Source organism: Vibrio sp. Y29_XK_CS5 (genome assembly GCF_024181835.1).
Lineage (GTDB): Bacteria > Pseudomonadota > Gammaproteobacteria > Enterobacterales > Vibrionaceae > Vibrio > Vibrio harveyi.
Genome location: NZ_JAMZAM010000001.1, coordinates 1656836 through 1680096, shown reverse-complemented (window position 1 = coordinate 1680096; position 23261 = coordinate 1656836). Strand labels below are relative to the sequence as shown.

28 protein-coding genes are annotated in these 23261 nt (G+C 45.6%); 14 read left to right on the top strand and 14 right to left on the bottom strand.

The features are described from left to right. Window positions 1–76 precede the first annotated feature (76 nt). Window positions 77–541: an ankyrin repeat domain-containing protein gene (locus tag NL647_RS07510; RefSeq protein WP_009697911.1), complete on the top strand. Its 465-nt coding sequence runs from the start codon at window positions 77–79 to the stop codon at window positions 539–541. Between the two features lie 27 nt (window positions 542–568). Further along, a complete protein-coding gene (gene sodC / locus NL647_RS07505; RefSeq protein ID WP_017818482.1) occupies window positions 569–1081 on the top strand; it encodes a superoxide dismutase family protein in 513 nt (170 codons plus the stop codon). Between the two features lie 99 nt (window positions 1082–1180). Here sodC and NL647_RS07500 read toward each other — a convergent pair whose 3' ends face one another. Both NL647_RS07500 and NL647_RS07495 read right to left on the bottom strand, forming a co-directional pair. Further along, the gene (locus NL647_RS07500; RefSeq protein WP_005452981.1) at window positions 1181–1834 is read right to left on the bottom strand and encodes a nicotinamidase; all 654 of its coding nucleotides are present in this window, start codon (window positions 1832–1834) and stop codon (window positions 1181–1183) included. Window positions 1835–1865: 31 nt separating this feature from the next. Next, window positions 1866–2591: an NUDIX domain-containing protein gene (locus tag NL647_RS07495; RefSeq protein WP_050902495.1), complete on the bottom strand. Its 726-nt coding sequence runs from the start codon at window positions 2589–2591 to the stop codon at window positions 1866–1868. 390 nt (window positions 2592–2981) lie between these two features. On the opposite strand from NL647_RS07495, the gene pncB reads away from it, so the two are divergent. Then, window positions 2982–4292 carry a nicotinate phosphoribosyltransferase gene (gene pncB, locus NL647_RS07490; RefSeq protein WP_005452976.1) on the top strand — a complete coding sequence of 437 codons (1311 nt, stop codon included), beginning with the start codon at window positions 2982–2984 and terminating at the stop codon, window positions 4290–4292. Window positions 4293–4357: 65 nt separating this feature from the next. On the opposite strand, the gene NL647_RS27225 is transcribed toward pncB, so the two are convergent. After that, complete coding sequence (locus NL647_RS27225) at window positions 4358–4540, bottom strand: hypothetical protein (RefSeq protein WP_005452974.1); 183 nt, start codon at window positions 4538–4540, stop codon at window positions 4358–4360. A gap of 227 nt (window positions 4541–4767) precedes the next feature. On the opposite strand from NL647_RS27225, the gene NL647_RS07485 reads away from it, so the two are divergent. The 3 genes from NL647_RS07485 (at window position 4768) to NL647_RS07475 (ending at window position 6232) form a co-directional block, all read left to right on the top strand. Further along, the gene (locus tag NL647_RS07485) at window positions 4768–5127 is read left to right on the top strand and encodes a hypothetical protein (RefSeq protein ID WP_005452972.1); all 360 of its coding nucleotides are present in this window, start codon (window positions 4768–4770) and stop codon (window positions 5125–5127) included. A gap of 18 nt (window positions 5128–5145) precedes the next feature. Beyond that, the gene (locus tag NL647_RS07480) at window positions 5146–5493 is read left to right on the top strand and encodes a GlpM family protein (protein WP_253649920.1); all 348 of its coding nucleotides are present in this window, start codon (window positions 5146–5148) and stop codon (window positions 5491–5493) included. 220 nt (window positions 5494–5713) lie between these two features. Beyond that, a complete protein-coding gene (locus NL647_RS07475) occupies window positions 5714–6232 on the top strand; it encodes a glycine zipper 2TM domain-containing protein (RefSeq protein WP_253649919.1) in 519 nt (172 codons plus the stop codon). 81 nt (window positions 6233–6313) lie between these two features. Here the strand turns inward: NL647_RS07475 and NL647_RS07470 are convergent, their stop codons facing one another. Beyond that, window positions 6314–7405: a transporter substrate-binding domain-containing protein gene (locus tag NL647_RS07470; RefSeq protein ID WP_038899365.1), complete on the bottom strand. Its 1092-nt coding sequence runs from the start codon at window positions 7403–7405 to the stop codon at window positions 6314–6316. 295 nt (window positions 7406–7700) lie between these two features. Between NL647_RS07470 and NL647_RS07465 the strand changes: the two genes are divergently transcribed. Further along, complete coding sequence (locus NL647_RS07465; RefSeq protein WP_005452963.1) at window positions 7701–8360, top strand: hypothetical protein; 660 nt, start codon at window positions 7701–7703, stop codon at window positions 8358–8360. Window positions 8361–8481: 121 nt separating this feature from the next. Here the strand turns inward: NL647_RS07465 and NL647_RS07460 are convergent, their stop codons facing one another. Beyond that, window positions 8482–9387, bottom strand: a complete 906-nt coding sequence (locus NL647_RS07460) for a DMT family transporter (RefSeq protein ID WP_049534830.1) — start codon at window positions 9385–9387, stop codon at window positions 8482–8484. Window positions 9388–9481: 94 nt separating this feature from the next. Between NL647_RS07460 and NL647_RS07455 the strand changes: the two genes are divergently transcribed. Further along, window positions 9482–10366 carry a LysR substrate-binding domain-containing protein gene (locus NL647_RS07455; RefSeq protein WP_061065940.1) on the top strand — a complete coding sequence of 295 codons (885 nt, stop codon included), beginning with the start codon at window positions 9482–9484 and terminating at the stop codon, window positions 10364–10366. Window positions 10367–10442: 76 nt separating this feature from the next. Then, window positions 10443–10829, top strand: a complete 387-nt coding sequence (locus NL647_RS07450) for a universal stress protein (RefSeq protein WP_038899338.1) — start codon at window positions 10443–10445, stop codon at window positions 10827–10829. A gap of 68 nt (window positions 10830–10897) precedes the next feature. Here the strand turns inward: NL647_RS07450 and NL647_RS07445 are convergent, their stop codons facing one another. Beyond that, on the bottom strand, window positions 10898–11710 hold the full coding sequence (locus NL647_RS07445) for a 5'-methylthioadenosine/S-adenosylhomocysteine nucleosidase (protein WP_050933437.1): 813 nt from the start codon (window positions 11708–11710) through the stop codon (window positions 10898–10900). 193 nt (window positions 11711–11903) lie between these two features. Next, window positions 11904–12413, bottom strand: coding sequence for a copper resistance protein NlpE (locus NL647_RS07440; RefSeq protein ID WP_050904135.1), 510 nt, complete (start codon window positions 12411–12413; stop codon window positions 11904–11906). 198 nt (window positions 12414–12611) lie between these two features. Here NL647_RS07440 and NL647_RS07435 point away from each other — a divergent pair, with 198 nt between their 5' ends. Then, window positions 12612–12827, top strand: coding sequence for a hypothetical protein (locus NL647_RS07435; protein ID WP_005452947.1), 216 nt, complete (start codon window positions 12612–12614; stop codon window positions 12825–12827). A gap of 69 nt (window positions 12828–12896) precedes the next feature. Here the strand turns inward: NL647_RS07435 and NL647_RS07430 are convergent, their stop codons facing one another. The 3 genes from NL647_RS07430 to NL647_RS07420 all read right to left on the bottom strand — a co-directional run bounded on the left by NL647_RS07430 (window position 12897) and on the right by NL647_RS07420 (window position 16111). Continuing rightward, window positions 12897–14138, bottom strand: a complete 1242-nt coding sequence (locus NL647_RS07430) for a glycine betaine/L-proline ABC transporter ATP-binding protein (protein ID WP_029788248.1) — start codon at window positions 14136–14138, stop codon at window positions 12897–12899. Beyond that, on the bottom strand, window positions 14131–15030 hold the full coding sequence (locus NL647_RS07425; RefSeq protein WP_029788247.1) for a proline/glycine betaine ABC transporter permease: 900 nt from the start codon (window positions 15028–15030) through the stop codon (window positions 14131–14133). The genes NL647_RS07430 and NL647_RS07425 overlap by 8 nt, the downstream gene beginning before the upstream one ends. A gap of 88 nt (window positions 15031–15118) precedes the next feature. Beyond that, on the bottom strand, window positions 15119–16111 hold the full coding sequence (locus NL647_RS07420) for an ABC transporter substrate-binding protein (protein ID WP_005452943.1): 993 nt from the start codon (window positions 16109–16111) through the stop codon (window positions 15119–15121). Between the two features lie 341 nt (window positions 16112–16452). Between NL647_RS07420 and NL647_RS07415 the strand changes: the two genes are divergently transcribed. The 4 genes from NL647_RS07415 to NL647_RS07400 all read left to right on the top strand — a co-directional run bounded on the left by NL647_RS07415 (window position 16453) and on the right by NL647_RS07400 (window position 17739). Next, window positions 16453–16743, top strand: coding sequence for a DUF134 domain-containing protein (locus NL647_RS07415; protein ID WP_005452940.1), 291 nt, complete (start codon window positions 16453–16455; stop codon window positions 16741–16743). After that, on the top strand, window positions 16740–17237 hold the full coding sequence (locus NL647_RS07410) for a NifB/NifX family molybdenum-iron cluster-binding protein (RefSeq protein ID WP_005452938.1): 498 nt from the start codon (window positions 16740–16742) through the stop codon (window positions 17235–17237). The genes NL647_RS07415 and NL647_RS07410 overlap by 4 nt, the downstream gene beginning before the upstream one ends. Next, window positions 17237–17443 (top strand): (Na+)-NQR maturation NqrM, encoded by a 207-nt coding sequence (gene nqrM / locus NL647_RS07405; protein WP_005452936.1) that lies wholly within the window; start codon window positions 17237–17239, stop codon window positions 17441–17443. The genes NL647_RS07410 and nqrM overlap by 1 nt, the downstream gene beginning before the upstream one ends. 101 nt (window positions 17444–17544) lie before the next feature. Further along, window positions 17545–17739, top strand: coding sequence for a hypothetical protein (locus NL647_RS07400; protein WP_253649918.1), 195 nt, complete (start codon window positions 17545–17547; stop codon window positions 17737–17739). Window positions 17740–17812: 73 nt separating this feature from the next. Here NL647_RS07400 and fusA read toward each other — a convergent pair whose 3' ends face one another. The 4 genes from fusA to NL647_RS07380 all read right to left on the bottom strand — a co-directional run bounded on the left by fusA (window position 17813) and on the right by NL647_RS07380 (window position 23228). Then, the gene (gene fusA / locus NL647_RS07395; protein ID WP_253649917.1) at window positions 17813–19837 is read right to left on the bottom strand and encodes an elongation factor G; all 2025 of its coding nucleotides are present in this window, start codon (window positions 19835–19837) and stop codon (window positions 17813–17815) included. 309 nt (window positions 19838–20146) lie between these two features. After that, window positions 20147–21133, bottom strand: coding sequence for an N-acetyl-D-Glu racemase DgcA (gene dgcA, locus NL647_RS07390; protein ID WP_253649916.1), 987 nt, complete (start codon window positions 21131–21133; stop codon window positions 20147–20149). Window positions 21134–21159: 26 nt separating this feature from the next. Continuing rightward, window positions 21160–22164 (bottom strand): N-acetyltransferase DgcN, encoded by a 1005-nt coding sequence (dgcN, locus tag NL647_RS07385; protein WP_253649915.1) that lies wholly within the window; start codon window positions 22162–22164, stop codon window positions 21160–21162. A gap of 179 nt (window positions 22165–22343) precedes the next feature. Continuing rightward, window positions 22344–23228, bottom strand: a complete 885-nt coding sequence (locus NL647_RS07380) for a LysR family transcriptional regulator (protein WP_047514134.1) — start codon at window positions 23226–23228, stop codon at window positions 22344–22346. Window positions 23229–23261: the final 33 nt, after the last annotated feature.

The following is a 23261-nucleotide window of genomic DNA, read 5'->3' as shown; positions in this document are numbered from 1 at the left end:
ATTTATCTGCTCTTTTCTGCCCGAAAATCAGGGCTCCCGTGGGTCATTCTCCAATTCTGTTAATGAGGGTGAGTAAATGAAAACCGTGTTTTTGCTCAGTGCCGTTCTGTTCTCTTTGAGCTTTTCGCTGAGCTTATTGGCCGCCGAAGACAAGCTGGAAGAGGAATACCAATCTCTGGTTGAACTGTTCTTCGATGCTGCGCGAATTGGCAATAACGAAGTGGTCGATACATTTGTTTCTCAAGGCTTCCCAATCGACCAACGCAATAACCAAAGTTATACCGCATTGATGGTGGCCGCATATCAAGGACATAGAGAAACCGTTCGCTTGCTGCTCGACTCCGGAGCCAACGCCTGCCTACAAGATAAGCGTGGTAACACTGCATTAATGGGGGCACTCATCAAACGTGAAATAGGCATAGCTAAAGACCTCTATCAAGCGGATTGTTCACCAGAGCTGCGCAATAAAGCTGGGCTAAATTTGAAAGAATTTGCCGAGATCTATGGTCAATCCAATGTGTTGAAATCGCTTCAACACTGATAAATAACAATAAATAGGACCCACAGTATGAATAAAACAACATGGCTTGCTGCACTAACGCTTCTCTCTTCTCCAACTTTTGCCGAGACAGTAAGCGTAGAAATGATTGACCTTGGCTCTGGGCAATCAACTGGTACCGTGATGATCAGCGACAGTGATTACGGCACCGTTTTTACACCGAAACTACAGGGTTTACCCGCTGGTACGCATGGCTTCCATTTACACGCTAACGGCTCGTGTGACAGCATTACCAAAGAAGGTAAAACCATTCTTGGCGGTGCTGCTGGAGGGCATTATGACCCAGAAAAAACAGGCAAGCATGGCTTCCCTTGGACGGACGACAATCATCTTGGCGATTTACCTGCGCTTTACGTGAATGCTCATGGAATGGCGGATCAGCCAGTATTGGCACCACGAGTGAAACTTGATGACGTAAAAGGTCGTGCTTTGATGGTTCATGCTGGTGGTGATAACCACTCTGACCATCCGGCGAAACTTGGCGGCGGCGGTGCTCGCATTGTGTGTGGTGTGATTAAGTAATCCCCTTCTTAGACGCCACAAACAAAAAACGGTCCAGATAAGCTGGACCGTTTTCTTTTTAAGCAAAAGCTGATGGGCTTAGATTTAAATCGACATATATTACGCGAAGTTTTCAACGATGATGTCATCCGCCTTGTCGACAAATATCGCACCTTTCTCTTTCATCTCTGCAATTACCGCATCGACGGTATCTGGCAAGACCGCACGGCTAGAAGCTAGGTTCACAATTACTTTGAAGCCTAAGTCGAGTGCTTGAGTGACGGATTTTTTTACACAAAAATCGAGCGCTAAGCCGCCGACAACAACTGTATCGATGTTGTTGAACTTGAGGAACTCATTCGCACCTGTGGTTTTGGTATCAGCCACGTCGTGGAAAAAGATACCGTAAGGATGTGCGTCTGGGTCCATGCCTTTGTTCACTTGGAAATCGTACTCCAGAACAGGAGGTAGGCCGTCCAACAGTTCAACGCCCGTAGTGCCAAGCACACAATGGCGGTTCCACTTAATATCCACGTTAGGTAAGCCTACTGGTTCAAGCATATTCGCTGGCGTTTCTGCGTCCCACGCCGCTTTTGGTGGGTGCAAATCACGGCTGACGAGCTTTAAGCGACCTTTCGCGTGGTTCTTTAGTAGTTCTGGAACGATTTCTAATGCGCCAGTGACTGGCAGTTCGTCAGGGCAAAGTTCGGTGAAACCTTTCTCAGGATCCACGTCGATCACTGCTGTGGTTTGGTAATTAACTCGAACTGTCATGGCAGACTCCTTGTCTGTCTTTATGCTTGCGTTAGCCACGCAAACAGTTTTGGAAAAAGGTTACTTCGTCGCTTGCTAGGGTGTAGACCATCGCTGGTTTGCCGCCTTTACCTTTGTTAGTGGAAGCGACTTTGTTGGTTGGCTTGAGTACACCTGAATCAATCAAGCGTCGTTTGATCGTCATGCGACTGATGTCGATACCGAACTCTTGATAGGCGGCAATGATGTCGGCAACCAGAAACTCTTTATCAAGTGCGAACAACAGGATCGAGGTGTATTCGATAGAGGCGCGCAACTTCTGCCATGCCTTTTCAATCATCTTTTGGTGATCAAAAGCGAGGGTCTCTTCGCCATCAAGGATTGCTTGTAGTGGGAACCACTTTAGATGACATTCTGGAACGCCAGCATTGTCGATTTGCTCTTTGTTGTTACGGTCAACCAAGGCGTAGTGAGTGATGTTCAGACTCCAATCTTCAGGATCGCGTTTTGGGTCGCCATCGACAAAGGCTTCACTAAAGTGACGAGGGTAGGTATGGATTTTTTCGCGGCAGATACGGCGTCGTGCTGCTTCAAAGTTCTCGTCTGCCGGGCGTCCACCTTCGTGGGTCATGTCTTTATCAAACACAAACCCGCCGGGTAGGGCCCATACACCGTGGTACGGACGTTCCGGGTTCGAACGCTTGATCAGCAACACTTCCAACCCCTTATCGGCGCAGCCAGATAGTCTGAATGGAATAATGTCGACGGTTACGATCATGATTTGGTCCTGAGAATAATTTGTAAGTAATCTAGCGCATAACAAGTAGTCAATCAATGGGTAAGTAACCGATTGTTAGAAACGTGTTCATTGTTGTCTAGCGTTCCTCTTTAAGCAAAGGTGTGCTTATCTGCTCAGGTTATCCACAATAACTGTCCGAATTTTGTGCGTAAAAACCTTATAAAAATGAGTGGTTAGTAACAAAAGTTGACAAACCCTAAGTGGGTGTTTATTGTTTACGCAATTAAGTTAGTAACAACAAGTTATATACCCAAGTTTGCCTTGTTGAGAACTTTCCCCCAACTTTGTCGGGAAAACAATAAGATGCGGTTTGTACCGTGCTGAGGGAATTTGGGTATAAACGAAAAAGGGCGTGTAGAAGGGCTCCGAATGACCACCAATTTATTTTCGTCTCGCATCATCCAAAGTGCGTTAGATTTTGACGTATACAAAGTGAACATGATGAGTGCTGTTGCAGCGCTTTATCCCGATGCGATGGTGTCTTATAAATTCATCGTGCGCAGTGAAGAAGATCTATCTGAATTGCTGCCAGAGGTGAAAGCTGAAGTACTTAAACTGCAAGATATCACCTTCTCTGCAGAAGAAATTGAGTACATGAAAGGTGTTGCGCCTTATCTAAGTCCTGAGTTTGTTGATGCACTGCATGCGTTTCGTTTTAACCCTCAACGCGATGTTTCTTTCAATACGAAAACCATGGCTGATGGCACAAGCCAATTACGCATTACCATCAATGGTCTTTGGAAAGAAACCATTCTTTACGAAACCATCATCATGAGTATTGTGTCCGAAGTGCGTAGCCGTGCACGTTGGGCAGAGATCCCAGTCGAGCAGTTCCAATCGGTTTTAGAAGAGAAGGTTCGTCTCCTTAAAGCAGAGCTGAAACGTCGTAATATCACCAACTTTAAGTTTGCTGATATGTCGACTCGTCGTCGTTTCTCGTTCCAAGCTCAGCGATCAATGTTGCAGTACCTGAGCGAAGAGTTGCCTGACAGTCTAACTGGAACCAGTAACTACCATTTGGCGAAAGAGCTCGATCTCACGCCAATCGGTACAGTGGCACACGAATGGTTTATGGGGCACCAAGCGCTCGTGAATGTCCGTGATTCACAAAAGGTAGCACTGCAGCGTTGGCAAAAGATGTTTAATGGCGCGTTAGGCATTGCATTAACGGACACCATTGGTATTGATGCGTTCTTAAAAGACTTTGATGAAGAACTCAGTAATGCTTATGTGGGAGTGCGTCATGATAGTGGCTGCCCTTACACATGGGGCGAAAAGATGATTATGCATTATCAATCGCTTGGCATCGATCCAATGACGAAAACCTTGGTGTTTACCGATGGTTTGAACTTCGATCAAGCGCTAGATATTTGTGAGCACTTCCAAGGTCGTGTTCAAGTGAGTTTTGGCATTGGTACGTCGCTTGCGAACGATATGGGTGATTACGTGAACGCACAAGGTGTTGCGTACAAACCTTTGTCTATCGTTATTAAAATGGTGTCATGCAACGGCTCACCTGTTGCGAAAATCAGCGATGAGCCAGAGAAAGCGATGTGCGAAGACATCTTCTTTTTAATGAATTTGAAGCGTCGTTTTGAGCAGCCGCTTGATCTCGATGAGTGTCGCGTACTGATCGATCGCCTAGAAAACGAAGGCGATAACTACCTTATTGACGCGTAGTCCGGTAATAACGGTGTTTATCGGCGGTAAAGTTGAAATACTGAGAAAAGGGTGGTGCAGAATCATCACTCTTTTTGACTGTCGCACACTTCGTTGTACTTGATTTCACACAGTGCGCCACACTTCGTTCGATATGGGAGTCTCTTACTGCCTGTATTCGCTCGTATTCTTTTAACAATAAGCCCTTCTAAGTTGGCACTCTTTAAGTGCTTTTCACGAACCTTCTTCCAATAGTCATCAAAAGCCATACGTCACCTTATTGTTGTCGTTATTTTTATAAATATGACGCCATTCTATGCAACAGAAGTTGTTTTATATTGTCAGAAAAATCCTAAAATTCGTTAAGGAAAAGGCGAATTGTTGTAAAGCTCCCGTTTCTTGATTTTTATCTTCTATGGTTTCGACAAATTAAAATCGGCAAACCGAGAAGGCGATTTGGTTATAGTACAAACAAAGGTCAACTCGGGAATGAGCGATGAATTTGGTTGTGCATTTACAGAAAAAAGCGATTAACAAACACGGTTATGAGTGGGCAACGCGCCAAGCATGGAAGTGCGGAATAAAAGCGAACCTTGTTAAACGTGTAATTGGCATTTTTAAAGGGCAAATCGTCTGTGTGGTTGAAGGATGCCGCGCTGAATTGTCGACACCAATCAATAACCCTTTGCATGATGATGAAAAGCAAGGCCGCTACGTTTTCGTGGGTGGCATCTTCTGGGAGCCAAACAACGTCATTGCTCCAGGTTTTCCTGACTTTATGTTTATGCACTTACGCAGTCTAAGCCATCGTCATAAATATCTGACAGATGATGAGCTGTTTTTGAGTTTAGCTTAGACGGTTTGATAGATATTGATGACCAGTCTTTTTCTCAAATCGTTACTCGGTGCGGTGGCAGTACTCGTCATTGCCATGCTCTCTAAATCAAAAAGCTTCTATATTGCAGGTTTGGTGCCTTTGTTTCCGACCTTCGCATTGATTGCGCACTTTATTGTGGGCAGCGAGCGAGATATGGAGGCACTGCGCCAAACCGCACTGTTCGGTATCTACTCTCTAATACCTTATGCGGCGTATCTGATGTCTGTCTTTTACTTTAGCTACCGCTTGAGCTTGGTGGTTACACTGACAGCCGCGACGCTGGTTTGGGTCATGTTCGCATCGATTTTGCTCGCCTTTTGGACTCGATGGATGGTGGTTGCTTAAAGTTTGCTCAATCTGACTTAGTAGTTGCTGGGCGATTCATAGTCAGCATTGATGTGATCTGGCTCCGATTGACCTTTTCAAGATTACCTCCTGACATTCCGTTTATAAAACGCCGTTTTTTAACCTGCTAATGACCTCGGGCTTGTTTTTACCTGATGTGAATTCCAGTTCTCGATTTACTATACCGCCAATCAAAGATAACTGTACTGGGAAGTAATCCATGAATATGAAATCTATCGCAATCGCGACGGCAGTGGTTGCTGTACTAGCAGGCTGTAAAGACAAAACGCCACCTGCACCAACTGAAGCAAACATTACGCTTGTTGAAGCGGTAACTGAAACCGTGAAGAGCCCACATCAAGTGTGTAAAGATGTCGTAGTGACGCATCAAGTTGCACCTAAAGACAACAACAAGATCCTTGGCACGGTTGGCGGTGCGGCGGCGGGTGCTGCACTAGGTAACCAAATCGGTGGTGGTTCAGGCAAAGTGATTGCAACGGCGGCAGGAACCATCGCCGGTGCAATGGCGGGGCGTGAAATTCAAGACAATGTGCAGAAGGGCGATGTTGTGACTTCAACAGAGAAACAATGCCACACTGAATACACCACTTCAGAAAAAGTAGTAGGTTACGATGTCACTTATGAAGTTGCAGGTGCACCAACGACTGTGCGCATGAAGAGCAAACCTGCAGGCAAAACTTTCCCAATTCAAGATGGTAAAGTGGTTCTACCGCAATAATCGCCAACTAGATTGAATACATAAGCCCTTTTGTTCATTGAACTTAAGGGCTTTTTTCGTTTTAGAAGATAGTGGTGAATACTACTTGTCTGCGAAATAGTCGACCAACGTTTTACGCCACTTTCGTGATTCACGGATTTGTAACAGCGCGCGGTTAATTTCTTCCTCATAACGGTTATTCTCTGTGATGATGAAGCCGTAGTTCTGTTTTTCTAGTTGGTACGGCAACACTTCTAAATCCTCAAATTGCCCAGATAGTCTGCTACTGCCAATCATGTATTTGAGCACAACATCATCCGCGACAATCGCCTCGACTTCTCCTTTGTCTAAGGCAGTTAAAAGCGCCGTCATGTCTGCATAGTCTTTGTGGCGAATGCCAAAGCTAGTGAGTAACAAGGAAGAGGTGGTAGCCGTTTTGGTACCGACTTCAACATTGGCAAGATCATTGATACCTTTGATTTGTGAATAACCTTGGCTAAGGGTGAGTTTGCTAGCCAAAACTGCAGTAATACTGGCGATAAAAAGCATGCTGAAAACACCAATGAATACCGTCACAATTCGCCCAGTTAAGCTTTTAAATTCAAAGTAGTTAAACGGTCCTCGGGTAATAAACAGCAAGCCAAGAATAAAGCTTTCAACCCAGCGACCGCTTCTGTTTTTCATTGAATATAACTTTTCGTTTTTCCCTTCTTCTAACGCATAGAAAAATGCTCCGACTAAGCCAGCTACCAATATGATGGCACCAACGATGAGCCACAAAGCCGGGTTCAAAAAGATAGATTGCAAGGTATGCAGATAGCCTTGGTTTTTTACCGCAATCGCGAGATGGGTTTCGTAGAAAGAATGAGAAAAATCAGCGAACAGTTCGCGTTCTGGAGTGATAGAAATACATGAAACACCTATATCTATTTGTTCTGTTTCTATCGCGTTGAGTAGATCGTCTAAAGGTTGGTTTTCAAAACGAAACTCGACGCTCATTTCTTTGGCAATTTGCTCCCATAATTCAATGCTGAGACCGTTCAAATCACTGTCAACAGAACCAATAACAAAAGGAGGACATGGGTAAGTCCCGACCTTAAGCGGAGAAGCGTTAGAGGAACTAGTCAGTAAAGAAAGAAGCAAAAATGTTGTAATTACAAGGAATTGAAGTGTCGTTTTCAAACCAATTTGCATGCGCAGACCCTCAAAAAAGTGGCAGCGCTGAATTGAATCAAGAGCGATTTCTTGCACAAAAAAGCCCGAGTGTTGAGAGTTTCCGAGAGGTAATGATGAATTCAATGCTGCCTTAATTTTGTTATTTACTGTTTTAACTATAGCAGGCAACGCTTCATTGAATTTCAAGTTCGATGACGTTAACAGCGAGACGAGCATTGGGAGAGTCTGTAAGCGTATGTAAGCATCGATAGAAGAGGCTGTTTTTTTGTTTAAAATTTGTCTCTTTATTGAATGATGTTTTATTGGAGTAGTAATGAAGAAACAAACATTGACGATGATTATTTTGATTGCGTTGACAGGCTGTGGTATCGAGGGACAAAGCCATTCTTCTACTCCAGCTAATGCACCTAATTTGTTTGTATCACAATGTGGAGATCAACTGTTTCCAGATGAACCTAGTCTGTCCTTTGCAGTTAAGGGGGATGTGGCAGAATTACAAGGGGTCGTTTGTAAAGGGTCACCTGCTGCATTTGAACGTATGATGAAAAAGCACCCAGAGATTAAACTACTTAAGTTTATTAGTATTGATGGTTCTGCTGATGATGATGCAAACCTAGAGCTTGCTTACCAAGTACGTGCAAGCCATTTAGATTCTTACATTGCTGCTGATGGAGAGATAGCCTCTGGTGGTACAGATTTGTTTGTAGCTGGCGTGAATAGAACGATAGAAAGTGGGGCGACGATCGGAGTGCATTCTTGGGGAGCTGGGGATGACATTGCCACAGACTTTCCTGTTGGTCACGAATATCATCAGCCATACATTGATTACTACAGAAAAATGGGATTACCCGACCCAGAAGGCTTTTACTACTTCACTATAAACGCAGCATCGGCTGACAATATCTACAATATGAATGAGCGAGAAATCACGCTGTACGGGCTAGGTAAGATCACCTCTTCTACAAGTAATTAAGGGCAACGACAATTCGGGTGTTGTGTTGATGTCTGCGCATAGAGTGAGTTTCAGAAGCGAGCATGAATATCGGATACTAAAATACAAAAGCCGAGCGATGAACGCTCGGCTTTTTAAATACTTACGCTGCAGGGGCTCGGTGATGTTGCTCTTCTGCGAGTTTGGCGGCTTGTGCTTGCTTTTGTTTGCGGCGTTCTCGTTTTGATAGCCAAATCAGAGGCACGACAATCATTACCGTGCCGATTGCCATAAAGATATCTGGCACTTCACCGAACCAAATCAAACCAACGATCACGGCACCAATTAAGCCGCTGTATTCTGCGCTAGCAATTTTGTTGCTATCGATAGAGCGATAAGCCAACACGCAGGTTGCTGCATAAATCATGATGAATAAGCTTGAACCTGCCGCCACAGGGAATGAACTCCAATCCCATGCTTCTCCCTCGATAAACACCAACAAGAGTGATACAGGCATACCGGCTAGGTTCGTCATCAAAAGTGTGTGTGGTACGGATTGGTTCTTCGGTAACTTCCGAATTAGCAGGTTGTTGATCGCCAAAGTGACTGCGACAACCAATGCCGATAGCGCCGCCCAATCAATCTGATCAGGACGAATAATCACAAGCACGCCTGCAAAGCCCATCACTGCCGCTGCAATAGATTGTGCAGAAAGTTTCTCTCCAAAGAAGATGGCTGCCAGTGGCAACATGATCAAAGGAGCTGCATAAAAGATCGCATTTGCCGTAGCGAGTGGCATTGAAGAGATGGCAAACACCATAAAAATCGCACCAGTTAGCCAAACGTGGGCACGCACTGCATGCCATTTAAAGCCTTCCATCAATGGGGCTTGTTTGGTGAGCAAGAATACAGGCAATAAAATCATCACCGCTGACAATTGTCGGTAAAACACGAACTGAAAAACCGGCACCTCGTTACCGACACTTTTGATCAAAGCGTCTGAGAGCACCGCAATTAGGTTACCAACAATTAATAGCAGCATGGCTGCGCCGACAGATGTGACTTTCACGTTATTCCTCTCCTCATTCTTTGCCAAAGAGTAGGTGATGTCATAGGATGAAGTGAAATGATATTTATTAGTTTAAGTATGAGATTTTTAGATAATGAAATTGCCACCTCTTAGAGCGGTTCACTGTTTCGAATCCGTTGCTCGTAATTTGAGCTTTTCCCTTGCAGCAGAGGAGCTCAACGTGACGCAAAGTGCGGTGAGTCATCAGATTCGTATATTAGAAGACTACCTTGGTGAAGCCCTGTTCATTCGTCAGGGGCGTAAGTTATCGCTCTCGGATACTGGCTTTCGTTATCTTGAAGATATCAGTCCTGCTATTAGTGCCATTGCGATGGCGAGTCAAAAAGTGCGTGAAGGCGAAAAGGGCAGTCTACGCTTGGCAATTTACAGCTCGCTGGCGGTGAAATGGTTAATCCCACGATTGGCGGACTTCAAGCGTCAGCATCCGGAAATTGATCTTACGCTCAACATGGTTGCAGGAGATCCAGAACAAACCGACAGCGTTGGTGACTGTTTTATCACAGTGCAGAAGCCTAAGCGTAATTACGTGGCTGTGCGTTTATATGATGAGACTTTGTATCCGGTATGTAGCCTCAATATCTGGAAAGAAATTCAAGACCAACCAATGCCGGATGCACTCTGGCACTATCCGATTCTTTCGACTGATTCTATCTATCGTGAGCGCGGTAAAGATTGGTCAGAGTGGTGCAAAGCCGGTGGGTTTGAGTTGCCAAAAGATATTGATATGCAGCACTTCAGTCACATGCTGCTGGCTATCGAAGCTGCTCGCTATGACCAAGGCATTACGTTTGCCAATGACTTTATGTTGAATGAACGGGATAAGGCTCAAGACTTGGTTTATATCCCCTCTCACGGCTTAGAAACTGGGGATAGCTTTTACTTTGTACATAAGAAGAATCGTGCTCGCCAGCCTGAAATCATCAAGTTGACTAACTGGCTTAAACAGCAGTGCTTATAGCGCAGATTGTGTGATTGCTTCGTGGTATTCCTTGTGATGCTAGACTTAGTTTAGGCAGGTCAGTTGGGAGAGTATCATGAGCTACGCGCACATTTTGGTGGCAGTTGATTTATCAGATTCGAGTCGAGTAGTGATCGACAAAGCTATTGCGATGGCAAGAGATGCAAACAGTAAGGTGTCTTTTGTTTTTGTTGATCACGATAGGGTCGCGCTGGAATCGAAGGACGAGCAAAAGCTAATGCAAGAACTTGATGCTTTAGCTAAGCAGAGTGATTATCCAATTAGCGAGTCCATGGTGGTGGTGGGGGATCTACATATTAAGTTGGCTGGTATAGCGAAGGAAAATGACATCGATTTGGTGGTGTGTGGTCACCATCATAAGTTTATGAGCCGCTTGTTCTCTTCTATTCCCAAGCTCGCCAATGCTATTGAGGCAGACTTGCTCGTCGTATATTTGGACTGAGCCCTCACTCAAGATTACAAAGTAAAAGGGAGGCTTTGCTAAGCCTCCCTTTATGATTCTAAAAGCGACTATTGCTTTTTGATCAGCGCTTTAATCACATCAATCGTGTATAGCTGACAATCGACCGCGGTTTGCGGATCGAAGTCTTGCTTGTGTTGATCTGTGTTCGAAAGTATACGGATACCAACGAAAGGCACTTGGTAAGCTTGAGCAACCAATGCCGCAGAGGAAGTCTCCATTTCTTCAACAGACGTACCGTATGTTTCATGGAACCAGTTGATACGATCCACTTCGCGGTTCCATTCGTCCGCTGAGCCAATCAAGCCTCTCACGACTTTGCCTTTTTTGTATTCTTCAGACAAAGAAAGAGCGGTTTCAACCAGTGCCGGATCCGCTTTGAATTGTTTGTGTTCAACAAACTCGCCGTTTTCACGTAGACGCATGGTTACGTCGAAGTTCTGCCACTTCATTGGGTCGATGCCTTTGCCTTTTTCGGTAAACTCAGACTTGTAAGCGCCCATGTTGAAACTCGCTTCGCCAACCACAATGTCACTGCGGTATAACTTAGGATCGTGACCACCAGATGTACCTTGGTTGATAATATACTTTGGATTGAAGTGTTCAATCGCAATAGTGGTCGAGGCCGCAGCGTTCGCCAAGCCAACTTCGGTACGAGAAACCACGACTGGATAGCCATCTATATCACCTTGCCAGAAGGTCCAAGAACCAATGGTGGTTTGTTTGGCATCATCCAATGCTTCAACTAGGGTGCTGGTTTCAATATCCATCGCACCTTGCACCAGGATTGGTTGAGTTTGAGCGAAAACAGAGAAAGAAAGTACTGCAGGAAAAAGTGCAGCGAAACGTTTAAAGATTTGCATACGACATACTTACAAATGAGAAAGATGGCGAAATCTACCAATAGCAATCGTTTGCGTCAATTGGTTGAATTGTTATTTTTCTTAATAAATGAAAATTCTTGATTGTCGTTCTAAATAACAAGAATGAAAAAATCCGAGCGGGGGAGGCTCGGATTTGGTCTTTATCAGGACTAGATTAAATGGTTATACCGTATTAAGGCATCTTGCTCAGGTTGTAAAATGAAGCCAGTTCGCCAGTCGCTTTTTCGCCGTTCATATCCAACTTCATTAGCATGTTTTCACCAACGAAGTACTGGTTTGGACCAGACTCATCAACCAATGTAATGGTGTTGCCTGATTCATTCCAAGTGAACTTACCTTCTGATTTGATTGGGTCGCCTTCTTTGCCTTCATACAGCTCTACTAATGTATAAGTGCCGTCTTCGTTAAGGGTTAGCGTTGTATCGATACCCGCGCAATCTGCACAAGGAAGTTTGCCTTTGTAAATGCCGTTCCAATCCAGCGAATTTTGCGCATTGTGACCAGAATCTACAAAGGTATCTGTCGTGATCATTTGCTCTTCTTCAATCGGTGTTGCATCAACGGTGCTTCCAACTTCTGAGGCCTGAGGAATGTCAACCGCAGTTGTCTCTGCTGGTTTCTCATCCTGACAGCCTGCTAGAATAACGACCGCACCAGTGAGTGCTAATAGTGTCTTTTTCATTTTATTCCTCTCTAAATCAACAAGTTGATATACCAAAGTAATCTCGTTGCATGTATGCTAAGGTCACTTAGGTATACCGTGATAATAATAGACTTGTTTCCTAAACCTGCGTCAGAACAAAGCAAACCATTGAACAGCTTCTGTAAGAAAAAATCTTTAACGTCAGTGATTTGCAAATAAAAGGGATAGGAGAAGAAAATGGAAGAATTGGTTACAGTCGTTCTTCGAGCAATTGTTCGTTCTATTATTATAGAAATTTTCCTGTGGAGATTGAGTTATTGCACCGGTTATATCGGGCTGTCGATTATTACTTTAGGCAAGCGTCCGCACAAACCAATGTCGAAAGCGATGCGAATACGCATCAGCTATTTTGGTATTTTTCTGTTGGTTGTGTTCCTTGTGTTTATGTTTTGACTTTCGTAGCGCAATTTTTAAATCGCGACCAGATAAAAAAGGCTCATCAGATGATGAGCCTTTTGCGTATTAGGATGCTTTATCCATTGCGGGTGGTGTTTTGACCTCCTTTGACGGAGACTCCTCTTCGGTATTATCAGTAAAGATTTCAGCCACGGCGCTACGTTCTAGTTCACCTTGCAGATTACCTTCGTCATCCACAACCGGCAGTGAGTAGTCACAAGACATGGTGTCTGGAAGTACTTCTTCAATTACGGAATCAGGAGAGACAACAGGCACTTCTTCGTAGATCTCTTCTGCCAGCTCTTGTGCGGCATCGGTTTTCGCAGCATCTAGCAAGCTCTCTTTGGTAACCACTCCTTGATAGCCATCATCGGTCACGTGGTACGCGTAGTCTTGTTTCACGCGTTTCATCTCAACAAGGGCTTCTTCAATGGTTGTTGCTGCAATGCGATACGCTGGTGGCTGCATCACGGTTTCAACCGTCAGAGCGCGTGCTCGGTTTACGTCCTTCACGAAGGCCTCTACATATTCATCGGCAGGGTGTAGCAGAATCTCGTCTGGAGAACCTTGTTGTACTAACTCGCCATCTTTCAAAATAGCGATACGGTCACCCAAGCGAAGCGCTTCATCCAAATCGTGAGTGATAAAGATAATGGTCTTATGTAGCTTCTCTTGGAGTTCAATCAGCTGATCTTGCATCTCGCTACGGATCAGAGGGTCGAGTGCCGAGAACGCTTCATCCATTAATAGGATCTCGGCGTCAGTCGCCAGTGCACGAGCCAAGCCTACACGTTGTTGCTGACCACCAGAAAGCTGCGCAGGGTATTGGTTCTCGTAACCTTTCAGACCAACTGTCTCCAACCATTCATTGGCTTTCGCAAGACGCGCTTCTTTTTTGATGCCTTGGATTTCCAAGCCGTAAGCTACGTTGTCAACCACAGTACGATGGGGCAAAAGACCAAAGCGTTGAAATACCATCGACATTTTATGGCGGCGAAACTCTTCTAGCTCTTTTGGTGACAGCTGCATTACGTCGACGCCTTCAACTAAGATTTGCCCCATGGTTGGGTCAATTAAACGGTTGAAGTGGCGAATCATGGTCGACTTACCAGAGCCAGATAGCCCCATAATAACGAAGATTTCGCCTTTGTTAATTTGCAGATTGATGTCTTTTAAACCAACGGTATGACCCGTATCAGCCAGAATTTGGTCTTTGCTCTGGCCTTGTTTTACTCGCTCAATCACTGTTTTTGGCTTTGGTCCGAAGATCTTATACAGCCCGCTAATTTCAATAAGTGGCTTAGTCATGTTTCAGATCTCCTAAGTGTGCTTGGGTTCGCTTCGCGTAAGCTTGCGACGCTCGGTCAAACAGAATCGCCAGTGCCACAATTGCTAGCCCGTTAAGCAGACCAAGGGTGAAATACTGGTTGGTAATTGATTTTAATACTGGCTGACCTAAGCCTTTAACGCCAATCATAGAAGCGATAACAACCATAGAAAGTGCCATCATGATGGTTTGGTTGATACCAGCCATAATGGTTGGCATTGCCAAAGGTAATTGTACGCCGATTAAGCGTTGCTTGTTACTTGCACCAAAGGCGGTGGCGGCTTCAAGAACTTCCTTATCTACGAGTCGAATGCCTAAGTTGGTTAAACGAATGACTGGTGGAATCGCGTAGATCACAACAGCAATCAAACCTGGGATCTTACCGATACCAAGGAGCATAACGACCGGAATCAGATAGACGAACGCGGGCATGGTTTGCATCACGTCGAGCAGTGGTGTCACGACGGATTGCACGCGATTGGATCGTGCCATGGCAATACCGATAGGAATGCCGAGCGCAATGGCGAGCATGGTACACACCGTGATGATGCTGAGCGTCCGCATCGTGTCTTCCCACATGCCAAAGTACCCAATCAGGATTAATGACACGAAACACGCGACAGCCAGTTTCCACGATCGGCTTGCGGCATAAACCAACGCGGTACATACACCAAGGATGATCATCCATGGTGTAGAAATGAGGAGTTTTTCGAACCAAACGAGAAATGAGAGAAGAGGATCGAAGAATGATTCAATAAGGTCGCCGTATTCGCGAGAGAAATCGCGGTAGGCACCATCTAGGGTTTTGCGGATAGCTCTGAGATCTGAGCGATCCATTTCTGGGAATTCGCTAAGCCAATTCGAGTCAGACATGTTTACTTCCTTTTCTTGCCGAGACCCAAGTGAGCCTCGGCATACAACAATTTTGGTATTCCTATACCATTTACGAAACGTCTAAGTCTTACAGTGCACCTTGCACTTTTTTAGCTACGTCTTGAGGAACCCATGCGGTCCAGATCTGTGGGTAGTTTTCTAGGAAATGGAACATGGTTTCTTCACCGTCCGCTTGGTTGTCTTCCATCCAAGCCAGCAATTGGTTCATGTCTGCATTGGTGAAACCACGTTTAGTGAAGTAGTTGTATGCAGCCGGAGAGCGTGAAGCAAACTCTTCAGTCGTAATGGTGTGAACCGGTGAAGGTGGGTACATGGTTGGTTTTGGATTTTCGCAATCAGCTTGTGTCGTACAGCTGACAAATTCTTTCTCATCAACGCCGCTACCGAAATCCACTTTCACCATATCGTACTTACCGAGAACCGCAGTTGGTGCCCAGTAGTAACCAAACCAGGCTTCTTCACGTTCGTAGGCTTTTGCTATTGAGCCAGACAGACCTGCACTTGATCCTGGGTCGATAATATCAAAGCCTGATCCGGCAAGGTCCATCGCTTTGAAAAGGTTACCGGCGCTGATTTGACAGTTCCAACCAGCTGGGCAGCTGTAAAATGCCGATTTTGCTTTGTCTTCTGGATGAGAGAACAGCTTCGCGTGTTTTTTCACACCTTCGATGGTTTTCATTTCAGGGTATTGTTTAACAAGGTAGGCAGGGATCCAGAAACCTTCTTCACCGCCATCGACGAGTGCTTTACCAGCATAGCGTAGGCGCTTTTCTTCAACACCTTTATCTAGTGCATCTTTAAGGCTGTTACTCCAAAGCTCTGGTGCCACATCGGGCTGTCCTTTTTCGATCATTGAGGTGCCAGTTGGCATGGTGTCGCCAGGGATGAGTTCGGCATCACAGCCGTAGCCGTGCTCAAGAATAAAACGGTCCACGTTGGCAATCAGTGTTGCAGAGTTCCAGTTCATATCTGCAATGGTAACCGTTCCACACTCACTTGCGTTTGCGTTGGTCGCTGCTAGCGCACCAATCGCTAGTAGTAAGGGAGTTTTGTACGTCATATTGAGTTTCCTTTCTCTAAATTGCTCACTTAGGGTAACTAATTAATCATTAGTGTTCAAACTAATGTGTTAGGTGAATTATAGCTTTGTTTGTTAATGAGCGTGAAAGTGTTGGTGAATTTTTGATGAAAATAGCCACAGAAATGAAAGGTTTTTTATCGACTCATGTCAATGAATCGTATGGTGGTTTGTATGCGCTGTTGCATTATTATTAGATGTCTAACGAATATTTCGCTATGAATACGATTTTTGCAAACTAAGATATTGGCATATGCTAAAAACTATAATTGGCATATGCCATAAACGAGCGTAAGGTTAAGGCGTTTTGTAGAGAGGATGTGATGGCGAGACCAAAAATAGAAAGACGCATATGTGGACGTGCAGCACACCATTGTTTTAAGCCCAATGGCGTACCGTTTTATGAGCTGGAGAAAGTCAACATATTGCCAGAAGAACTAGAGGCATTGCGATTAGCCGATCTGGAAGGATTGAGCCAGCAGCAAGCTGCCGACCAAATGGGAGTCTCTCGCCAGACCTTTGGTAATACGGTTAAAAGCGCGCGTTTTAAAGTCGCGAAAAGCCTAGTTGAGGGTCATGCACTTGTTTTTCCTGACCAGGAGTCAAACTCATGATTTACGCTATTCCGAATGACGGCGAACGCGTCGCCAATCATTTTGTAAAAGCCCCATACATTGCGATTTATTCCGATACGGAAGGGCTGTTGAAAAACCTAGCTAATATTGCTTCTATGCCACAAGCTGGCTGTAAAGCAAAATCTCAACTTATTCAATCTTTGCAAGAATATCATGTGGATGCAGTGTTGGTTCGCAACATTGGGGAACGTGCGCTTGGTAAGCTCTTGAGCAGTGGTAAACAAGTCTTTAAGCTATCGACTCGCAGCTCACTGGATGATGTAATGGGTGTGCCTCGATCGCCATTAACGGTTGCGACGCAAGGTCGCCCTTCGACCAATCACGTCAAAAAAGGTGGTTGCGGTGGCTGTGGTAGCAAAAAAGCGCCTTCGCTATTGATCAATCCTCAATCTCAATCAAAAAACACACTCATGACGTTGCGCCCAACTAAACTTAAAGCATTGGTTTCTTCTTACGTGAAAGAGGTGAAGTAATGGTTTGGTTGTTCACTTTTCTTGGGTTCTTAGCCATCATTTTGTTGATGTCACTGGGCGTGATCTTTCACAATAAACGCATTCAAGGCAGTTGCGGTGGCTTGAATAACGTCGGCGTTGACAAAGTGTGTAACTGTGAGACTACTTGCGCAGAGAATGAACGCCGCCTCTATCAGATCCAAGAGCCAAGTTCGAAAGGTCAATAGTTCCTAATATTGTCTAGAAGATCAAGTTTTTAATGATGAGTTTTTGCGCATTTTTTGTTCAGTTCTACGCTTAAGATTCGTCTTAATAAAGGAGAACCAAAATGGCATTTATGAAGCAGGATATCCCAAACCGTGTAACGGTGTACCATGACAATGTCGATCAGGAACAAGAACTCAAGAATGCGATGTTGCCAGAGAAGCCACGCTATTTTAACGGTTCTCCTACCTATGAAGCCGACAGTGTTGAACAGTTCCAATCCAAGCTTGAACATATTGGTATGTCGTTAGACAAATAGACCTCAACTGAATACAACAACGCCCTCAAGTTTTGAGGGCGTTTTTTGTTAGTGAGGTTAAACGTATTAAGCCTTAGCTTTGCTGCGTCGCTTCGTTGCAGACCTGTTTTTGCACAGCTGGTGGCGCTGGTTCGTAGTGGCTGAGTGTCATGTTAAAGCTACCTTCACCGCCAGTAATTGAGCGCAGACGACGAGCATAATCTTGCAGTTCGTTGACTGGAGACTTGGCTCTTAACATGGTGAAGTTTGCGTCGATAGGCTCTGTTCCTTCAATTAGCCCGCGATTACCGGATAAGTCGCCGGATACATCACCCACGTTTGCGGTTGGAATATGAAGCTCCATTTGCACAATCGGTTCGAGCACTATCGGGTCTGCATTGTTGATCGCATCTAAGAAGGCTTTCTTACCTGCGATGACAAACGCGATTTCTTTCGAGTCAACCGAGTGGTATTTACCATCGTAAACGGTCACTTCGACATCTTTGATTGGGTTACCAGAAATCGCCCCTTCTTCCAATGCCTGAACAATGCCTTTTTCCACTGCTGGGATGAGTGCAGTAGGAATCGCGCCGCCAACCACTTTATTAATGAACTTGAAGCCCGCACCGCGTTCGAGTGGGCGTACTTTTAATTGCACTTCACCAAATTGACCCGCGCCGCCGCTCTGTTTCTTATGACGATAATGACCTTCTGCTGGTTTGGTTATGGTCTCAAAGTATTCGACGCTTGGTTGGCTGGTTTCCACTTCCAGTTTGTAAACAGAAGACATTTTCTCCAGCGCTACTTTGAGGTGGAATTCACCCTGACCACTGATGATGGTTTCATTAGTGCGTGCGCGATGTTCGATTCGAAGAGAAGGGTCTTCACTGGCGATTTTATTCAGTACATCCCCAAGCTTTTGCTCGTCACCACGCTTAACGGGTTTTAGGCACAGCGAGTACATTGAATCAGGGAAGTTGAGGGTTTTGAGTTGCACGCCATCTTCTTCATGAGAGTCATGAACAATGGAATCAAATTCCAACTCATCCACTTTGGCGAGCACACAGAAGTCGCCGGCAAGCGCCCTTGGGATCTCCGTTCTGTCTTTGCCTTGCAATTGGTAGAGATGACCGACTTTGAACGCTTTGTTGCTTTCGCCAATGTAGAGTTGGCTGCCTGCGTTGATTTCACCTTGGTAAACACGCAAGTAAGCGAGTTTGCCCATGTAAGGATCGACGCTGATCTTGTACACATGAGCTACGCTGTGCTCAAGTGCTTCACAGTTTACTTTGACCTTTTTGCCGTTTTTCTCCAACAGCGGTGGGTTGCCTTCATTTGGCATCGGCATGATTTCCGCAAGAGTTCTCAGCAGTAGTTCTACCCCTGCGCCTGTTTCGGATGACACAAAGCAGATTGGAATTACGTGTCCGGTTCTTAATGCTTCTTCAAACGGATCATGCAGCTGTTCTGCTGTTAGCTCGGAGCCTTGTTCGAGATACAGTTCCATCAGCTCTTCATCGACTTCAATCACTTGGTCTATCAAGGTTTCATGCGCTTCTTCGACTTTAGCGAGCAAAGTGTCGCGTTCGATCTCTGGTTCGAAATAGCAATCTACGACCGATTGAGCGTCGGCAGAAGGTAAGTTGATTGGTAAGCAATTATCACCAAAGTGTTCGATGATGTTTTCCATCACGGCTTCAAGTTGGTTACCGTGATTATCGAGCTTGTTGATGATGATCATCTGGCACTTTTGCTGCTCTTTAGCAAAGGCGAACAAGCGGTCAGAAGTTTGGTTGATGGGCATTTGTGGGTCGATGATCAACGCGGAAGTTTCAACGGCAGGGAACACGCTGAGTGTGCGTCCGAGTAATTCACTTTGTCCGGGGGTGTCGATGATATTGAGGCGGTGTTTGTTCCAACTTAGGGCGACTGGGGTGGCTTCGATACTGTGTTGATATTGGATGGATTGTTGGTCGAAATCGGTCACCGTATCGCCTTTTTCCACACAACCTAAATGGCTAGTGGCTTGGCAGGTGTAGAGCAGTTTTTCTATCAGTGTGGTTTTGCCGGTACCCGTTTGACCGACAAAGGCGACGTTGCGGATCTTATTGATAGGCATAGAGCCTCCTTGCAAATGACGTGCGAAACCGAGTAAGCCGTTATCGGCAAATCAACGGTTCCAAAGCAAACCTGATATCAGGTACGAACTGCATTGGAGTAGGGCGGGTTTACCGCCTGTTCGTCTTCCATGTCATTTTTCGGATGACTCTATACATACAACCACCACCTTGCTGAAAAAGCGCATTAGAGGTTACTACCGTGTTAGCATGCCGTAATAACCTCGTAATTTATGTGACTTATTTCATGCTGATGGTGATTGTTTTTTAATCTAGGTCATGAAATCGGTGATGGGGTTATCATCGCTTCTTTACAGAACGATTTCTCCTTCTCGATATACCAAAGCGGGCTCAATATCCTGACCCAGTAAAATCGGACCATCTAAATCAATCACTTTCGATTGGACCGCGATGGGTAGCGCTGCACGCATCGCCAATGAAGTGCCTAACATGCAACCGGACATCAAGGTAAAACCAAGGTGTTTCGCTTCTTCTGCAAGCAATAAGGCTTCGGTAAGACCACCCGTCTTGTCGAGTTTGATGTTGACCATTTCGTATTTGCCTACCAATTCATGCAATTGTTGGCGTGTATGGCAACTTTCATCGGCACAAAGTGGAATTGGGTGCGAAATGTCTTTTAGCTTGTCATCGTCATTCGAGGGTAAAGGCTGCTCAATCATCGCAATATTCAGTGGCGCTAGCGCGGCAAAGGTGGTGTCTAAGTCCAGTTCTTGCCATGCTTCGTTCGCATCCAGCACGATCATCGCATCGCCTGCCGCTTCACGAACAGCGCGAACGCGTTCAATCACTTGTTCGCCATCGAGCTTCACTTTAAGTAGTTTTGCGCCTTGTTCGATGTAACTACGGGTTTGGTTTGCCATTGCCTCTGGCGTGTTAATCGACACGGTCATCGCAGTGACAATCGATGTCGGCAATTCAAATAGATCTTGGGCATGTTGCTTGCCTGCGAGTTTGGCTTGTAAGTTCCACATCGCGCAGTCGAGCGCATTACGTGCCGCACCGGCAGGGAGAAGAGTTTGTAGTTTTTCTCTGAGGGAGACTATGTTCGCGTCACCTTTGGCAAACAAACCTTGCAGTTCATGAGCGGCTTGAGAAATGGCTTTGATTACCGATTCCACCGACTCGCCGTAACGAGGGTAAGGCGTACATTCACCTTGGGCACTGATGCCACTTTGTTCTACGGTTACGCGCACCACGTGACATTCAGTTCTGCTGCCACGGGATATACGAAAAGGCGTCGCCATCGCAATGGTGACGGGCTCTACATGGATTTTCATCGCATCTACAATCCTTAAATCGCAACTTAAATCGCAATAATCTGTTGAGCAATTTGCTCTACGCCAAAACGCACAGGATCGGTTACGGACACTTGGTATTTCTCCGTCCATTCTTGGCAAAGCTGTGCGGCATCATCTTCACTGATTGCAGAGGTATTCAAGCAGATTCCAACAAGTTGTGTGTCAGGGTTTGTTAAACGTGCTGCTTGTAAATTTGCCTCGATGGTTTGTTCAATCGTTGGCAATTTCGCATGGGGAAGGTTGCGAATGTGTGGGCGACCGATCTCGTGACACAATACCAAAGCGTCCGCTTGTGCGCCGTGAAGCAAGCCTAAACTCACGCCCGCAAAAGAAGGATTGAACAACGAGCCTTGCCCTTCAATGATGTCCCATTCGTGGTCAGTAAACTCAGGGCAGATGGCTTCCACCGCACCAGAGATAAAGTCCGCGACAATCGCATCAATCGAAATACCACTGCCCGCGACTAAGATGCCCGTTTGACCTGTGGCTTTGAACTCAGCGTTACAACCAGATTGCTGTAAAGCTTTCTCAATCGCGAGGGCAGAGAACATCTTGCCAACCGAGCAGTCGGTGCCAACCGTTAGTAAGCGTTTCCCCGAGCGCGCTTTACCATTACCCACTTTGAGCGAGGCATCGTAATGGCGTACATCGTGTAACTTGGTTAAGCCACGTTGTTGTAAGTCATCTAAAGGAGCGAATTCAGAAAGACGTTGGTGCATACCTGAGGCGATTTCAAACCCCATTTCCGCCGCTTCTAGTAACGTCGCTTGCCATGATTCAGGAATAACACCACCAGGGTTTGCTGTGCCGATGACGAGCGTTTTTGCGCCTTGCTGCTGAGCCTGTTGCAGCGTCATATCGGTTAAACCTAATGAAACGGTTTCTGACGTAAGACGAAGCTGCCCTAAGCAAATCTCTGGGCGCCATTGATGGATACCGCGCGCAGTTTTTGCGGCTAATGGATCGGTGACGTCACCAAGAAAAAGTAAGTAAGGTTGAGCAATTTGCATGATGGTTCCCTCTGTCATTCTGTATGTTTTTAAACAGTACGTTTTCAAACAAGACGTTTTTAACCAATACGTTCAAGTAATGGCGTTTTCAAACAATGTAGCCAGTTTGAAGAGGGAAGCCGAATGCCTATTTGTTGTGCGTCTATAACTTGAGGTTATAGGGTAAGGTGAGTGCTAACTTACTGATTCACATGTCGCTTAAGTGAATCAATAAAAAGCTTGGTCGAAATGGATTGCGGTGTATGTTCCGCAAACATGATAGAGATTGAAAATGACAGCGCAGGAGAAAGTGAGCGCACGCTTACCGATTCATCATCTTGATACTGTTTTGATGTCCATGGGTCGACAATCGCAAAGCCGGCATGGTGTTTGACCAGTTCAGCAGCAGCGGCGTAACTGCGTACTGTGATAGCGTGGTGATAATGTTCGTCGCGTGCCGAGAGTGTTTGATGAAGCAACAAACCGAGTGGGTCTCGACTGTCCAAGCCGATGATTGGCAATTCGTGCTGAATCAAATCATCAAACGATACCGAGTCCTCAGTTGAACTGAGCGCTTCTTTTGGCGCAATCAGAACAAGTTGTTGCTTGAGTAACACCTCACTCAAAATTGCGGGTGGCGCTTCTTCACCGAAGGCAATCGCCACATCCAATTCGTGCTTAAGTAAGCCTGAACACAGCTCATCACGGTTTGCCGTTAATAGCTCAAATGAGATGCCTTGTTGCTTCGACAGTGCAGCAACCGTTGGAGCAAGCAGTTGGGAAGCTAAGACAGGAGGTGCTCCGACTCTCAAGTGCTGAGTGCCTTGTTTCACTTTACTGGTGAGGGAACGAAATTGCCCAAGCTGTTGGTAGACTTTCTCGGCTTCTGGTAATAGGGCTTTGGCTTCTTGGGTCGGTACTAAGCGGCCTTTGACGCGCTCAAACAGGGCAAAGCTAAGTTGTTGTTCCGTGTGGGCAAGTACCCGAGTGACATTGGGTTGCGATACATGCAATAAGCGCGCGGCACCAGAAACGGTTCCGGTTTGCATGATGGCGTAAAAGACTTCCAATTGTCTTAAATTCACTGCGCTGTCCTGTTCATTCGTTTGAGCTTGAAG